Source organism: Micromonospora sp. NPDC047465 (assembly GCF_040643125.1).
In the GTDB taxonomy this organism is placed as follows: domain Bacteria; phylum Actinomycetota; class Actinomycetes; order Mycobacteriales; family Micromonosporaceae; genus Micromonospora.
The window spans coordinates 48475-62375 of the sequence record NZ_JBEYTP010000011.1 but is presented as its reverse complement, the minus strand read 5'-3'; the positions used below and the strand labels follow the sequence as shown (position 1 = coordinate 62375).

The window sequence follows — 13901 nt, the reverse complement described above, 5'->3', positions numbered from 1 at the left end:
TCCCCGTTGTCCGCCCGAGGGAAGAGACGGTGCGCCGGTCAGCCCGGCACCCGGTCCGTCCCGGCGGTCAGCGCCCCAGGTCAGAATCCGCAGGTCTTGCCGGCGGCGTGGCTGACCTGCACCAGGTGGGTGACGCAGCCGCCCCTGGCGACCTGGTGCAGCAGGAAGCCGGTCGGCTCGGTGACCCAGCCGATCTGCTCGTCGGCGCTCATGGTGAGCGAGCACTGCCGCCAGGTGCTCGGCGCGGTGGTGAGCACCGTGCCGGCGAAGGTCACCGTGACCGGGCGGTGGACGTGCCCGGCGACCACCCGGGCGACGTGCGGGTGCCGGGCGATCACCTCGGCCAGCGCGTCCCCGTCGGTCAGCCGGATGTCGTCGGCGACGGGGATGCCGACCGGCGCCGGCGGGTGATGCAGGCAGACCACGGCCGGCACCTCCGGCCGGCCAGCCAGCACCCCGTCCAGCCAGCCGAGCTGGTCCTCGCCGAGGCACCCGGCGCCGTCGCCGGCCGGCATCAGCGAATCCAGCACCACGATCGTCGCCTCGGGGTGGTCGACGTGGTAGTAGGCCGAGAAACCGCCACCGAGCCACGGCGTGCCGCCGAAGGTGTCGAGGAGCGACTCCCGGTCGTCGTGGTTGCCGGCGACCAGGTGCACCGGCAGCGGGAACCGGCCGATGATCTCGCGCAGCGCGGCGTACTCGTCGGGGCGGCCGTGGTCGACGAGGTCGCCGGTGATGACCACGCACTCCGGCCGGGGGTCCAGCGCCAACACCCGGCCGAGGGCACGGTGCAGGCCGACGGCCGGTTCGGCGGCGAGTACGCCGGTGGTCACGTGCGGATCACTGAGCTGGGCGATGAGCATACGTGCCTCCACTCGACCGGGACCCTCACGCTATCGCCGCGAGCGCCGCCGCGCGGCCCGCCCGAACCCACAGGCCGTGTCCACAGCCTGTGGATAGCACATGTGTACGAAGGCTGTGGGTGATCTTGCTCCCGGGCGGTACGACGCCTCGCTGAGTACCCTTGGTGCGGGCCCGCCCGCCGGCCGGCACCCCTCCCAACCTGGAACGACGTGCCCAGTGGATCACGAGCGAGTCATCCGTGACGTGACGGTCCGCCTCCCCATGGCGTCGACCGCCCTGGAGGCGTGCCAGTGGACCGTCACCGCGCTCGCCCGGCACGCGCCGGCCACCATCTCCGTCCTGCTCCAGGTGCACGACCGGCTCCGCTGCGTCGCGGCGACCGGCTCCTGGCAGGTCTTCTCGACCGTGCCGCCGAAGACCGGGATCGTCGGGCGGGTGTACGCCTCCGGCGAGACCGCCGTCGTGCCCGACGTCGCCGACGACCCCGACTACATCCCGGTACGCCCCGACGTCACCGCCGAGGTCTGCGTACCGGTGCTGGACCCGGCGGGGCGGCCGATCGGCGTGCTGGACCTCCAGTGGCGCGGGCCGGCCGACCTGGCCCGGTGGGGAGAGACCGCCGAGCGGCTGGCCGCCCGGCTCGGTGCCCGGATCGTGGCGCTCGGCGGGCCGCCCGCGGAGAGCCGCAGCGAGAAGCTGCTCCGGCACGCCACCGCGCTGACCTCCGCGTCGACGGAGTGGGACCTGTTCGCCGCCGCGATCGCCGCGGCCCGGGACGTCTCCGCCCTCTCCGCCGCCGTGCTGGTGCTCGCCGGGCCGGAGGGGCCCCGGCTGGGCGCGCCCACGGCCACCCCCGGCGAGTTCGAGTCCCGGATCCGGGCGGAGCTGACCGAGGCGGGCCCCGTCGCGCTGGGCCGGATGATCAGCCGCGCCCACCACCACGGAGTGGGGTACACGCTCGGCGAGGCGGGGCACCCGCCGGTCCCCGACCACCGGCCGCTGTCCCGGGCCGGGGTGCGCACCCTGGTCGCGGTGCCGGTCGGCCCACCCGGCGACGGCGGGGTGCTGCTGGTCGCCGACGAGCGGCTGCTGCGCCCCGACCCGACCACCGTCAACCTGCTGGAGCTGCTCGCCGGCCAGGCATGGAGCTGCCTGGACCGGCTGCGTACCGTCGCCCGGCTGCGCGAGCAGGCCAACTCCGACCCGCTGACCGGGCTGCGCCACACCGGCCCGTTCGGCCGCCGCATCGCCGTGGCCACCCCCGGTCGTACGGCCCTGCTGGCGATCGACGTGGACGGCTTCAAGAGCGTCAACGACACGTACGGCCACCAGGCCGGTGACCGGGTGCTGGTCCGGCTGGCCCGGGCCCTGGAGGGGGCGCTGCGGCACGGCGACGAGCTGTACCGGATCGGCGGCGACGAGTTCGTGGCGGTGATCGAGGTGAACCGCCCCGACGAGGCCGTCCGGATCGCCGAGCGCCTCGCCGAGGCGGCGCGGCAGATCGGCCGCACGATCAGCGTGGGGGTTGCCCTGCCCCGCCCCGGCGAGTCCCCCGAACTCACCCTGCGCCGCGCCGACCAGGCGCTCTACGCGGTGAAGCGGCACGGCCGCGACGGCGTCCGCCTGGCCGCCGCCTGACCGCACCCGTCAGCGGGGGGTCAGTTCCTTGGCGAGGAGTTCGGCGATCTGGGCGGTGTTGAGGGCCGCGCCCTTGCGCAGGTTGTCGCCGGTGACGAAGAAGTCGAGGGCGCGCGGGTCGTCGACGGCGCGGCGGATCCGTCCCACCCAGGACGGGTCGGTGCCGACCGCGTCGATCGGCATCGGGAACTCGCCGTCGCCCGGGTCGTCGACCAGGATCACCCCGGGCGCGTTGCGCAGCACCTCGCGGGCTCCCTCGGCGTCCACCTCGGTGGCGAAGACCGCGTGCACCGCGACGGAGTGGCCGGTCACCACCGGCACCCGTACGCAGGTGGCCGAGACCTTGAGGTCGGGCAGCCCGAGGATCTTGCGCGACTCGTTGCGCAGCTTCATCTCCTCGGACGACCAGCCCGCCTCGGCCAGCGAGCCCGCCCAGGGCACCACGTTGAGCGCCAGCGGCGCCGGGAACGGGCCCAGCTCGTCGCCGACCGCCTGGCGTACGTCGCCGGGGCGGGAGCCGAGGGCCCGGTCACCGGCGATCTTGGTGAGCTGGGTGTGCAGGGTGTCCACGCCGGCCTGACCGGCGCCGGAGACCGCCTGGTAGGAGGCGAGCACCAGCTCGCGCAGCCCGTACTCGCGGTGCAGCGGGGCGACCGCGACGATCATCGCGAGGGTGGTGCAGTTGGCGTTGGCGATGATCCCCTTCGGCCGGTTGCGCACCTGCTCGGGGTTGATCTCCGGCACCACCAGCGGGACGTCGCGGTCCATCCGGAAGGCGCCGGAGTTGTCCACCGCGACGGCGCCCCGGCCCACCGCGACCGGGGCCCACCGCGCGGAGACGTCGTCCGGCACGTCGAACATCGCCACGTCGACCCCGTCGAACGCCTCCGGGGTCAGCGCCTGGACGGTCAGCTCCTCGCCCCGGCAGCGCACCCGCCGCCCGGCCGAGCGCTCGGAGGCGAGCAGCCGGATCTCTCCCCAGACGTTCTTCCGCCCGGTGAGCAGCTCGCACATCACGGTGCCGACGGCACCGGTCGCTCCGACCACGGCCAGGGTGGGCAGCGACGACACGGGGGCTACCGTCCCGTCCCCGCGTAGACGACGGCCTCGGTGTCGCCGCCGAGGTCGAACGCCTCGTGGATGGCGCGCACGGCGGCGTCCAGGTCGGTGTCGCGGCAGACCACGGAGACCCGGATCTCCGAGGTGGAGATCATTTCGATGTTCACGCCGGCCGCGCCCAGGGCGGCGAAGAAGCCGGCCGCGACGCCGGGGTGCGAGCGCATGCCCGCCCCGATCAGCGACACCTTGCCGACGTGGTCGTCGTAGAGCAGGCCCTTGAACTTGACGGACTCCTGGATCTTGCTGAGCGCGGCCATGGCCGTCGGGCCGTCGGTCTTGGGCAGGGTGAAGGAGATGTCCGTGCGCCCGGTGCCCTCGGTGGAGACGTTCTGCACGATCATGTCGATGTTGATCTCGGCACCGGCCACGGTGTCGAAGATCCGCGCGGCGGCGCCCGGCTCGTCGGGCACCCCCACGATCGTGATCTTGGCTTCGCTGCGGTCGTGGGCGACCCCGGTGATCAGTGCTTGCTCCACAGGAAGGTCCTCCATCGATCCGGTGACCATCGTGCCGGTGTTGGTCGAGTATGACGAACGGACGTGGATCGGCAAGCCCGCCCGGCGGGCGTACTCCACGCTGCGCAGATGCAGGACCTTGGCGCCGCAGGCGGCCAGCTCCAGCATCTCCTCGTAGGTGATCTGCTTGATGTGCCGCGCGTCGGGGACGATCCGCGGGTCGGCGCTGAAGACGCCGTCGACGTCGGTGTAGATCTCGCAGACGTCCGCGTGCAGGGCGGCGGCCAGCGCCACGGCGGTGGTGTCGGAACCGCCCCGGCCCAGCGTCGTGACGTCCTTGGTGTCCTGGGAGACGCCCTGGAAGCCGGCCACGATCACCACCGCGCCCTCGTCGAGCGCACCCTTGAGCCGGCCCGGCGTGACGTCGATGATCCGCGCCCGGCCGTGCACCGACGTGGTGATCACGCCGGCCTGCGAACCGGTGAACGAGCGGGCCTCGTACCCCAGGTTGTGGATGGCCATGGCGAGCAGCGCCATGGAGATCCGCTCCCCGGCCGTGAGCAGCATGTCCAGCTCGCGGCCCGGCGGCAGCGGGCTGACCTGGTTGGCCAGGTCGAGCAGCTCGTCGGTGGTGTCCCCCATGGCGGAGACCACCACCACGACGTCGTCGCCGGCCTTGCGCGCGGCGACGATGCGCTCGGCCACGCGCTTGATCCGTTCGGCGTTGGCGACGGAGGACCCGCCGTACTTCTGCACCACGAGTGCCACGACGGTGCGCTCCCTCCCAGCGACGACCCTGAGCGTGCCGACGCCGCCGGTCGGGGCCGGCGGCGTGTGTCAGACGCCTTCAGGGTATCGGTCGACCGGCTCGGTCGGGTCAGGTGATCCCACGATCCGGCCCGGCCGACGCGGGGGGCGTGGCGCGCGACACGCCGGGCGGACGGGGCGGCAGGGGCCCCGCGCACCGTTCCCGGGCCGCAGAATGACCCGGTGCACGCCCACCTGAGTCCGGCCGGCCCCCACGGACGCGATCGTCAGTCCGCCCGGGCCGGGAAGGCCGCCGCCGAGGAGGTCCGCGCCCCCGTCGCCGGCCTCCGCACGGCGGCGCGGCCGGCCCGACGCCTCGCCGGCCCGCTCGCGCTCGCCCTGCCGGCGCTCCTCGTCGCCTGCGCCGCCGACGAGCCGGTCACGCCACCGCCCGCCACGTCGACGCCCGTCCCGGTGGGGATGGACGCGGCGCGCGACGCGCTGGCCGCGCTGGCCGCGGCGGCGCAGGACCGGCACCTGGTCGCCGGCTACACGCTGCGCAGCCCGGACGCCCCGGACCGCACGATCATGGTGACCAGCGCGAACGACGGCACCTGGCGGGTCGACGTCCCGGGCGGTGCGCTCGGCGGCACCGCGGACATCTCGCTCGCCGCCACCGCCGATGGGCTGTTCCAGTGCGCCCTGCCGTCCGCCGCCCGGCCCGAGCCGGCGAGCTGCGTACGCCTCGGCGACCCGGACGACGCGGTGCCCCGCCGGCTGGACCCCCGGGTGCAGCACCCGTTCACCGACTGGCTGGACGTGCTGACCGACCGGCGCGCCCCGCTCGCCGTGTCACCCGCCCAGCCCCTGCCCGGGGCGTCGGGCACGTGCTACTCGGTGGAGACCACCTCGGCCTCGATCAACGCCCCGCTGGACGTGGGCATCTACTGCTACGGCCCCGACGGCACGCCCACCGCGGTGCGCACGGCGTTCGGCACGCTCACCCTGGCCGGGCCGCCCGGGCCGGCCCCGGCGACCGTGCAGCTCGCCGGTCCGGTGGTGGAGGGCGAGCCGCTCGGTACGGCGGCGCCGGAGCCGACCGACAGCCCGAGCGCGGGAACGCTCTGACCCAGCCGCACGTTACGGGTGCTTTCCGCCACATTCGGACATACCACCCTTAGTTGCCGAACCGCCCGTACGGGACACTCGTCGCATGGTCGACCTCACCCCGCTGCTCGCGTTCCGCTGGAGCCCCCGGTCCTTCGACCCGACGGCGCAACTGGCCGCCGACCACGCGTCGGCGCTGATCGAGGCGGCCCGCTGGGCGCCCTCGGCCGACAACGTCCAGCCGTGGCGGTTCGTCCTCGGGCACCGCGACGACGAGACGTTCAAGCGGATCCTGGTGAACCTGCCGGAGCCGGACCAGCGGTGGGCCCAGCGCGCCTCCGCCCTGCTGCTGGGCACCCACCTGACCGGGGCCGCCGGGCACCTCTACGACCTGGGTCAGGCCATCGCCCACCTCACCGTGCAGGCCACGGCGCTCGGCCTGCACGTGCGCCAACTGCGCGGCCTGGACCGCGCCGGCCTGGCCGCCGACCTCGACCTGCCGGACGGCGTACGGCCGCACGTGGTGGTGGCCGTCGGACAGCTCGGCGACCCGCTCAGCCTGCCCGCCGACCTGCTCGGGTCGGAGACCGGCCTGCGCCGCCGCCTCCCCCTGGCCCAGATCGTGCTGACCAGCGGGGATGCGAAGTACGTCTCATAGTCCGGACCGTCCTTCCCGCGACTCGTCCCACCACGTAGGGTTACCTGGTCATGTGGCGGGCGTACCTCCTCCTTAATCGCCGCGACGAGGCCTGAAGGCCGGCACCTCGTCGCGGAGTCGAACCGCGCCGTCCAGCACATCCGAACTTCCCATCGGCACCGCCCGGGCACCGTCGCCCCGGCACCTGGCCGACACCTTCCGATTGCTGACGCCACATGTTCAAGGGGAGCACTTCGTCATGGCTCAACCCGTCACCGACGCGGAGACCGATCCGATCGCCCGGCAGCGCCCCAGCGGGATGCCGTACCACCGCTACCAGCCCTACCAGCAGCAGTTCCGCATCGACCTGCCGGACCGCACCTGGCCGACCCGGCACGTCGAGACCGCGCCACGCTGGTGCGCGGTGGACCTGCGCGACGGCAACCAGGCGCTCATCGACCCGATGTCGCCGGAGCGCAAGCGGCGGATGTTCCAGCTCCTGGTGCAGATGGGCTACAAGGAGATCGAGGTCGGCTTCCCCTCGGCCAGCCAGACCGACTACGACTTCGTCCGGCAGCTGATCGAGCAGGACCTGATCCCCTCCGACGTCACGATCCAGGTGCTCACCCAGTGCCGGGAGCACCTGATCGACCGCACCTTCGAGTCGCTGCGCGGCGCGCGGCGCGCGATCGTGCACTTCTACAACTCGACCTCCACGCTCCAGCGCCGGGTGGTCTTCGGGCTGGACCGCGACGGCATCGCGGACATCGCCACCCAGGGCGCGCGGCTCTGCCAGAAGTACGCGGAGATCCACACCCCGGACACCGACATCCACTACGAGTACTCGCCGGAGTCGTACACCGGCACGGAGCTGGAGTACGCGCTGGAGGTCTGCGCCAAGGTCATCGAGGTGGTCGACCCGACGCCGGACCGGAAGCTGATCGTCAACCTGCCCGCCACCGTCGAGATGGCGATGCCGAACGTCTACGCCGACTCGATCGAGTGGATGCACCGCCACCTGCCCCGGCGGGACAGCCTGGTGCTGAGCCTGCACCCGCACAACGACCGGGGCACCGGCGTGGCCGCCGCCGAGCTGGGCCTGCTGGCCGGCGCGGACCGGGTCGAGGGCTGCCTGTTCGGCAACGGCGAGCGCACCGGCAACGTCGACCTGGTGACGCTGGGCCTGAACCTGTTCTCCCAGGGCATCGACCCGATGATCGACTTCTCGCGCATCGACGAGGTGAAGCGGGCCGTCGAGTACTGCAACCAGCTCCCCGTGCACGAGCGCCACCCGTACGCGGGCGACCTGGTCTACACCGCCTTCTCCGGCTCCCACCAGGACGCGATCAAGAAGGGCTTCGACGCCCTGACGGCGGACGCGGCGGCGGCCGGGGTGCCCGTCGACAACTTCACCTGGGCGGTGCCCTACCTGCCGATCGACCCCAAGGACCTGGGCCGCACCTACGAGGCGGTCATCCGGGTCAACTCGCAGTCCGGCAAGGGCGGCGTCGCGTACATCATGAAGAGCGAGCACCAGCTCGACCTGCCGCGCCGGCTCCAGATCGAGTTCTCCGGCGTGGTCCAGCAGGTCACGGACCACGACGGCGGCGAGGTCGACCCGGGCACGATGTGGGAGATCTTCGCGGGGCACTACCTGCTCGACCACCAGGCCGACCCGGCGCTCACCCTGGACGGCTACGCCATCGGCACCCCCGAGGGCAAGGTCGAGATCGAGGCCCGCGTCGGCCTGGACGGCGAGGCCCACTCGCTGACCGCGGTCGGCAACGGCCCGATCGACGCGTACGTCAACGCGCTCCAGTCGGTGGGCGTGGCGGTGCGGGTGCTCGACTACCACGAGCACGCGCTCTCCTCCGGCGGGGACGCGCAGGCCGCCGCGTACGTGGAGTGCGAGGTCGACGGTCGTACGGTCTGGGGCGTAGGCACCGACGCCAACATCGTCACCGCCTCGATCAAGGCCGTGACGAGCGCCGTCAACCGCGCCCGCGCCTGACGCGCGAGGAAGGGCCCCCTGCCGAACGCCTGGCGATCGCAGGGGGCCCTTCCGCACGGTCGCCACACGCCCGAGCCGCCGCAGGCGTCGTACGCCCGGCGGGTCGCGCCGTCGGCGCTGCCGTGATCAGACGGGGGTGATGTCGGCCGCCCAGCCGTCCGCGAGCACCACCGCCTGGGCGACCACGACCCGCTCACCGTCGAAGGTCATCGCGGGCGAGCCGTGCAGCCGGTACCCGTCGGCGAGCGCCTCGCTGACGCGCCGGCAGAAGTCGGCGTCGTCCGGCCCGGTGAGCAGGCGGTAGCGCAGGCGGGGCGACGCCTTGTCCTGATCCGTCACGCGGCGACCGTACCGCTTCCGCGGGGCTCTCGCCGGCGCGGGCGGTGGATGAGCAGGGCGGCCAACGCCGCGCCGGCCAGCAGCAGGCCGGCGCACCAGAGCATCGCGTCCCGGTAGGCGCCGGTCAGCTCGCCCGCCTGCTCGTAGCCGGTGCCGGAGAGCCCGACCAGCAGCGGTAGCGCCGCCACCGCGAGCAGGCCGCCGGCCCGGGACGCCGCGTTGTTGAAGCCGCTCGCCACGCCGGCGAACCGGTCGTCGACCGCCGCCAGCACCGACGCGGTCAGCGGCGCCACCACCAGGGTCAGCCCGACCCCGAAGAGCACCACCCCGGGCAGCACGTCCCGCCAGTACGACGCGTCCGGGTCGACGCCCCGCAGCAGCACCAGCCCGGCGGCGGCGACCACCGGCCCGACGGTCAGTGGCAGCCGGGGACCGATCCGCGCCGACAGCGCGCCCGCCCGCGCCGAGCCGACCAGCAGCAGCACCGTCATCGGCAGCAACGCGACCCCGGTGAGCAGCGCCGACCAGCCGACCACGTTCTGCAGGTAGACGGCGAGGAAGAAGGTGAAGCCGCCGAGCGCCGCGTAGACCAGCACGGTGAAGACGTTCAGCACGGAGAAGAGCTGGCTGCTGAACAGCCCGGTGGGCAACATCGCGGTGTCGCCCCGGCGCCGCTCGACGAGCACGAAGGTCACCGCGCCGGCCACCCCGAGCAGCGCCGCGACCAGCACCGGCGCCGAGTCGAAGCCGCGCGCCGGGGCGTCGATCAGCGCGTACGTGACGCCGGCCAGGGCGAGCGCGCCGAGCAGCGCGCCGGCCACGTCGAAGCGGCGGCGCCGGCCGGCCGCCCGGGTGCGGGAGGTGGCCTCGTCCCTGCTCTCCGGCACCCAGCGCAGCGCGGCGAGCACCACCAGCACGGCCAGCGGCAGGTTGAGGAAGAAGATCCACCGCCAGGAGAGCGCGTCGATCAGCCAGCCGCCGATGAACGGGCCGAGCGCGGTGGAGACGCCGGACAGCCCCGACCAGGCGCCGATCGCGCGCCCCCGGTCGTCGGGGTGGAAGCTGGCCTGGAGCACCGACAGCGAGCCCGGGGTCAGCAGCGCGCCGCCGGCGCCCTGGAGGAAACGGGCCGCGATCAGCCACTCCGTGCCCTGGGCCAGGCCGCAGAGCAGCGAGGCGGCGGTGAACCAGACCACCCCGAGCAGGAAGACCCGCCGCCGCCCGAAGCGGTCGCCGAGCGCGCCGCCGAGCAGGACGAAGGCGGCGAGCATCAGCAGGTACCCGTTGACCGTCCACTGGAGACCGGCGACGGTGGCCTCGAGTTCCGCGCCGAGCCGGGGCAGCGCCACATTTACCACCGTGCTGTCCAGGAAGACCATGCCGGAGGCGAGGACGGCGGCGAGCAGGGTGCCCCGACCGTGGGCGGTGCCCAGCCGGAGCGCGGGCGCGGAGTCGGTCATGGCGTCCAATCTTCCCCGCACCATATGAGAGACGCCACGAAACGCCGAAACCATGCCCGGGTACTGTGCGGGATCGCCGGGAGCCCGCAAGCTGGAGAGGTGTCGTCTGTGCGTACCAGATCAGGACCGCGCGCCGCGGTGACGGCCGCGCTGGCCGCGGCGCTGGCGCTCGGCGCGGCCGGCTGCGTCCCCGTCGACGAGCCGGAGGCCCCGCCGAGCAGCAGCGGCGGCAACGCCGCGCAGAAGCTGGCCCAGCTCAGCGTCGCCGGCGCGGGGTCGATGAAGGGCTACAGCCGGGAGCGTTTCCCGCACTGGCGGGACACCGGCAAGAACTGCGACGTGCGGGACAGCGTGCTGAAGCGCGACGGGGAGGACATCAAACTCTCCGGCTGCAACGTGGTCGGCGGCCGGTGGGAGAGCGTGTACGACGACCGCGCCCTGACCGATCCGTCCGACGTGGACATCGACCACATGGTGCCGCTGGCGAACGCGTGGCGCTCCGGCGCCGACGAGTGGGACGACGCCAAGCGCGGCGACTTCGCCAACGACATGGACCGACCGCAGCTCATCGCGGTTTCCAAGAACTCCAACCGGGCAAAGGGTGATCAGGACCCGTCCCAGTGGAAACCGGCGAACCGGGCGTTCTGGTGCCAGTACGCCGAGAACTGGGTGACGGTCAAGCACCACTGGCGGCTCACGGTGACCACCGCCGAGAAGGCCGCCCTGACCGACATGTTGGAGGGCTGCACATGGGCGAACAAGCCGTGACCGGGGCCGGGGCGACCCCCGCTCCCGAGCAGATGCCGGATTCCGGCGGGGAGGACGCGGCGGCGGCTGCCGGCAGCGCGCCGGCGGGGCCGACCACGGCCGGCATGACGGCGGACGGGAGAGCCGCCACGCAGACCGCGGTGCCGGGGGCGGGCATGGCCGCCGACGCCGGCGGCGCGTCAGCCGCCGCCCAGGAACGCACCGCCGACCTCGTCCCCGGCCCGGGCGGGGTGATGACCGACGAGGTCGGCGTGGTCACCGGCGAGCTGACCCTGCGCACCGGCTACGCCGACGGCCAGGTCACGCTGTCGGTGCGGTACAAGGACGCCGACGAGTGGTACACGGTCACCGGCGGCAGGGTCGCGCTGGCTGATCCGGCCGGGTTGGACGCGGTGCACGGCATCGCCGTCGCCCTGCTGCACCGCCCCGAGGGCTGACCACGGCCGGACGCGGCCCCCCCGGCGGGACCGCGTCCGCGCCGCGGGTCAGACGTACGAGCCGGGCTCGCTGGGGGCGGAGACGGTGTGGGGCTCCTCGCCCTCGCCCATCGGGCGGGTGATCTGCACGCTGACCTTGTGCGGGCGCAGCTCGCCGCTGGCGATCCGCTCCGCGAAGTGGCAGGCGACCCGGCTCCCGCCGATCTCCCGCAGCACCGGCCGCTCGTCGGCGCAGCGGGTCGGCTGCGCCCACGGGCAGCGGGTGTGGAAGCGGCAGCCCGCCGGCGGGTTGGCGGGCGAGGGCAGGTCGCCGGCGAGCAGGATGCGCTCCCGCCGGTCCTCCACGTCGGGGTCCGGCACCGGCACCGCCGACATCAGCGCCCGCGTGTAGGGGTGCAGCGGTTCCGTGTAGAGCCGGTCGCTCGGCGCCTCCTCGACCAGCGCGCCGAGGTACATCACGCCGACCGTGTCGGAGATGTGCCGCACCACGGCGAGGTCGTGCGCGATCACCAGGTAGGTCAGGCCGAGGCTGTCCTGGAGCTCGTCGAGCAGGTTCACCACCTGGGCCTGGATCGACACGTCGAGCGCGGACACCGGCTCGTCGGCGACGATCAGGTCGGGCCCGAGCACCAGCGCCCGGGCGATGCCGATGCGCTGCCGCTGGCCGCCCGAGAACTCGTGCGGGTAGCGGGAGAGCGCCCAGCGGGGCAGGCCGACCTTGTCCAGCGTCTCGCTGATGATCCGCCGCCGCTCGTCGCGGTTGCCGCCGATGCCGTGGGTCTGCAACCCCTCGGTGAGGATCGACTCGACGTTCTGCCGGGGGTCCAGGCTCGACATCGGGTCCTGGAAGATCATCTGCATCCGGCGGCGCATCGACCTCAGCTTGCCCGCCGGCAGCTTCGTCAGCTCGACGCCGTCGAAGGCGACCTCGCCGCCGGTGGGCGGGGTGAGCTGGAGCAGCGCCCGGCCGAGCGTCGACTTGCCGCACCCGGACTCGCCCACCAGGCCGTACGTCCGGCCGCGCGCGATGCGCAGGTCGACCCCGTCGACCGCCTTCACGTGCCCGACCGTCCGGTCGAGGATCACCCCCCGCCGGATCGGGAAGTGCACCTTCAGGTCGCGGACCTCGACGAGGATGTCGCTCTCGGTCACGGCTTCTCCTCCTCGCGCGGGGCGGGCACCGGGCCCGCGGTCGCCTCCGTCGCCGGAGCGTCCGCCGCCGGGGTGGCGGCGGCCCGCAGGGGCACGGTGCCGGGCAGCGGCGCCGGGTTGACGCAGCGGTAGCTGCGCCCGTCGTGGGCGTGCACCAGCGCGGGCGGCTCCCCCACGCACTCGTCGACCCGTCGGGAGCAGCGCGGCGCGAAGGCGCAGCCGTCCGGCCAGGGCAGCACGTCGCGGACCGAGCCGGGGATCGGGTTAAGTCGCTCCCCGCGCCCGGCGTCCAGGCGGGGCACCGAGCCGAGCAACCCCACGGTGTACGGGTGCCGGGGCTCGCGGAACAGCGGACGACGGCGGGCCGTCTCCACCACCCTGCCGGCGTAGAGCACGTTGATGGTGTCGCACATGCCGGCCACCACGCCCAGGTCGTGCGTGATCATGACGAGCGCGGTGCCGGAGTCGCGGACCAACTCCTTGAGCAGCTCCAGGATCTGCGCCTGGATGGTGACGTCCAGCGCCGTGGTCGGCTCGTCGGCAATCAGCAGCCGGGGCTTGCAGGCCACCGCCATCGCGATGAGGGCGCGCTGCCGCATGCCGCCGGAGAGCTGGTGCGGGTACTCCTTCAACCGCCGCTTCGGGTCGGGGATGCCGACCCGGTCCAGCAGCGTCGCCGCCTCCTTCTCGGCCGCCGCGCCCTTCATCCCCCGGTGCCGCGCGAGCACCTCGGTCACCTGCAACCCGATCGGGATGACCGGGTTCAGGGAGGACAGCGGGTCCTGGAAGATCATCGCGACGTCCCGGCCGCGGATGTCCCGCCGGGACCGGTCGTCGAGCTGGAGCAGGTCGGTGCCGTCGAAGACCGCCTTGCCGCCGACGCGCAGGCCCGGCTGCTTGGGCAGCAGGCCCATGATCGCCAGCGAGGTCACGCTCTTGCCACAGCCGGACTCACCGACCAGGCCGACCACCTCGCCGGCGTCGACGGAGAACGAGACACCGTCCACGGCGTGCACGGTGCGCTGACCGCGCCGGGCGAAGGTGACGGAGAGGTCGTCCACTTCGAGCAGTGCCATTACCGACCCTCCGTCCGAGACTGCGGGGCTCGCAACTCTTCACACAGCCGACCTACCGTTCGCGACTGCGGGGCTCGCAAGCTCACTCCTC

Annotated in this window: 13 protein-coding genes; 6 read left to right on the top strand and 7 right to left on the bottom strand. The window is 73.6% G+C overall.

Annotated elements, in window-relative coordinates; all coding sequences use genetic code 11:
- Nucleotides 1-80: 80 nt before the first annotated feature.
- A complete protein-coding gene (locus tag ABZ793_RS13145) occupies nt 81-863 on the bottom strand; it encodes a phosphodiesterase (RefSeq protein ID WP_357456586.1) in 783 nt (260 codons plus the stop codon).
- Between the two features lie 217 nt (nt 864-1080).
- Between ABZ793_RS13145 and ABZ793_RS13140 the strand changes: the two genes are divergently transcribed.
- Nucleotides 1081-2502 carry a diguanylate cyclase gene (locus ABZ793_RS13140; RefSeq protein ID WP_357456389.1) on the top strand — a complete coding sequence of 474 codons (1422 nt, stop codon included), beginning with the start codon at nt 1081-1083 and terminating at the stop codon, nt 2500-2502.
- Nucleotides 2503-2511: 9 nt separating this feature from the next.
- Here ABZ793_RS13140 and ABZ793_RS13135 read toward each other — a convergent pair whose 3' ends face one another.
- Together ABZ793_RS13135 and ABZ793_RS13130 are read right to left on the bottom strand one after the other, a co-directional pair.
- Nucleotides 2512-3573 (bottom strand): aspartate-semialdehyde dehydrogenase, encoded by a 1062-nt coding sequence (locus ABZ793_RS13135; protein ID WP_357456386.1) that lies wholly within the window; start codon nt 3571-3573, stop codon nt 2512-2514.
- Nucleotides 3574-3578: 5 nt separating this feature from the next.
- The gene (locus ABZ793_RS13130) at nt 3579-4844 is read right to left on the bottom strand and encodes an aspartate kinase (RefSeq protein ID WP_357456383.1); all 1266 of its coding nucleotides are present in this window, start codon (nt 4842-4844) and stop codon (nt 3579-3581) included.
- 222 nt (nt 4845-5066) lie between these two features.
- Between ABZ793_RS13130 and ABZ793_RS13125 the strand changes: the two genes are divergently transcribed.
- From ABZ793_RS13125 to leuA, 3 genes are all read left to right on the top strand, one after another.
- Nucleotides 5067-5951, top strand: coding sequence for a hypothetical protein (locus tag ABZ793_RS13125; RefSeq protein WP_357456380.1), 885 nt, complete (start codon nt 5067-5069; stop codon nt 5949-5951).
- A gap of 85 nt (nt 5952-6036) precedes the next feature.
- Complete coding sequence (locus tag ABZ793_RS13120; RefSeq protein WP_357456377.1) at nt 6037-6588, top strand: nitroreductase family protein; 552 nt, start codon at nt 6037-6039, stop codon at nt 6586-6588.
- A gap of 238 nt (nt 6589-6826) precedes the next feature.
- Nucleotides 6827-8578, top strand: a complete 1752-nt coding sequence (gene leuA, locus ABZ793_RS13115) for a 2-isopropylmalate synthase (protein ID WP_357456374.1) — start codon at nt 6827-6829, stop codon at nt 8576-8578.
- Between the two features lie 126 nt (nt 8579-8704).
- Here the strand turns inward: leuA and ABZ793_RS13110 are convergent, their stop codons facing one another.
- Together ABZ793_RS13110 and ABZ793_RS13105 are read right to left on the bottom strand one after the other, a co-directional pair.
- The gene (locus tag ABZ793_RS13110; RefSeq protein ID WP_357456368.1) at nt 8705-8917 is read right to left on the bottom strand and encodes a DUF1737 domain-containing protein; all 213 of its coding nucleotides are present in this window, start codon (nt 8915-8917) and stop codon (nt 8705-8707) included.
- On the bottom strand, nt 8914-10377 hold the full coding sequence (locus ABZ793_RS13105; RefSeq protein WP_357456365.1) for an MFS transporter: 1464 nt from the start codon (nt 10375-10377) through the stop codon (nt 8914-8916). The genes ABZ793_RS13110 and ABZ793_RS13105 overlap by 4 nt, the downstream gene beginning before the upstream one ends.
- Before the next feature lie 108 nt (nt 10378-10485).
- Between ABZ793_RS13105 and ABZ793_RS13100 the strand changes: the two genes are divergently transcribed.
- Both ABZ793_RS13100 and ABZ793_RS13095 read left to right on the top strand, forming a co-directional pair.
- On the top strand, nt 10486-11145 hold the full coding sequence (locus ABZ793_RS13100; RefSeq protein WP_357456362.1) for an HNH endonuclease family protein: 660 nt from the start codon (nt 10486-10488) through the stop codon (nt 11143-11145).
- Nucleotides 11127-11582, top strand: a complete 456-nt coding sequence (locus tag ABZ793_RS13095) for a hypothetical protein (RefSeq protein WP_357456359.1) — start codon at nt 11127-11129, stop codon at nt 11580-11582. Before ABZ793_RS13100 ends, ABZ793_RS13095 begins: the two co-directional genes overlap by 19 nt.
- 48 nt (nt 11583-11630) lie before the next feature.
- Here the strand turns inward: ABZ793_RS13095 and ABZ793_RS13090 are convergent, their stop codons facing one another.
- Together ABZ793_RS13090 and ABZ793_RS13085 are read right to left on the bottom strand one after the other, a co-directional pair.
- Nucleotides 11631-12734: an oligopeptide/dipeptide ABC transporter ATP-binding protein gene (locus ABZ793_RS13090; protein WP_357456356.1), complete on the bottom strand. Its 1104-nt coding sequence runs from the start codon at nt 12732-12734 to the stop codon at nt 11631-11633.
- Nucleotides 12731-13810 (bottom strand): ABC transporter ATP-binding protein, encoded by a 1080-nt coding sequence (locus ABZ793_RS13085; RefSeq protein WP_357456353.1) that lies wholly within the window; start codon nt 13808-13810, stop codon nt 12731-12733. Before ABZ793_RS13085 ends, ABZ793_RS13090 begins: the two co-directional genes overlap by 4 nt.
- Nucleotides 13811-13901 lie beyond the last annotated feature (91 nt).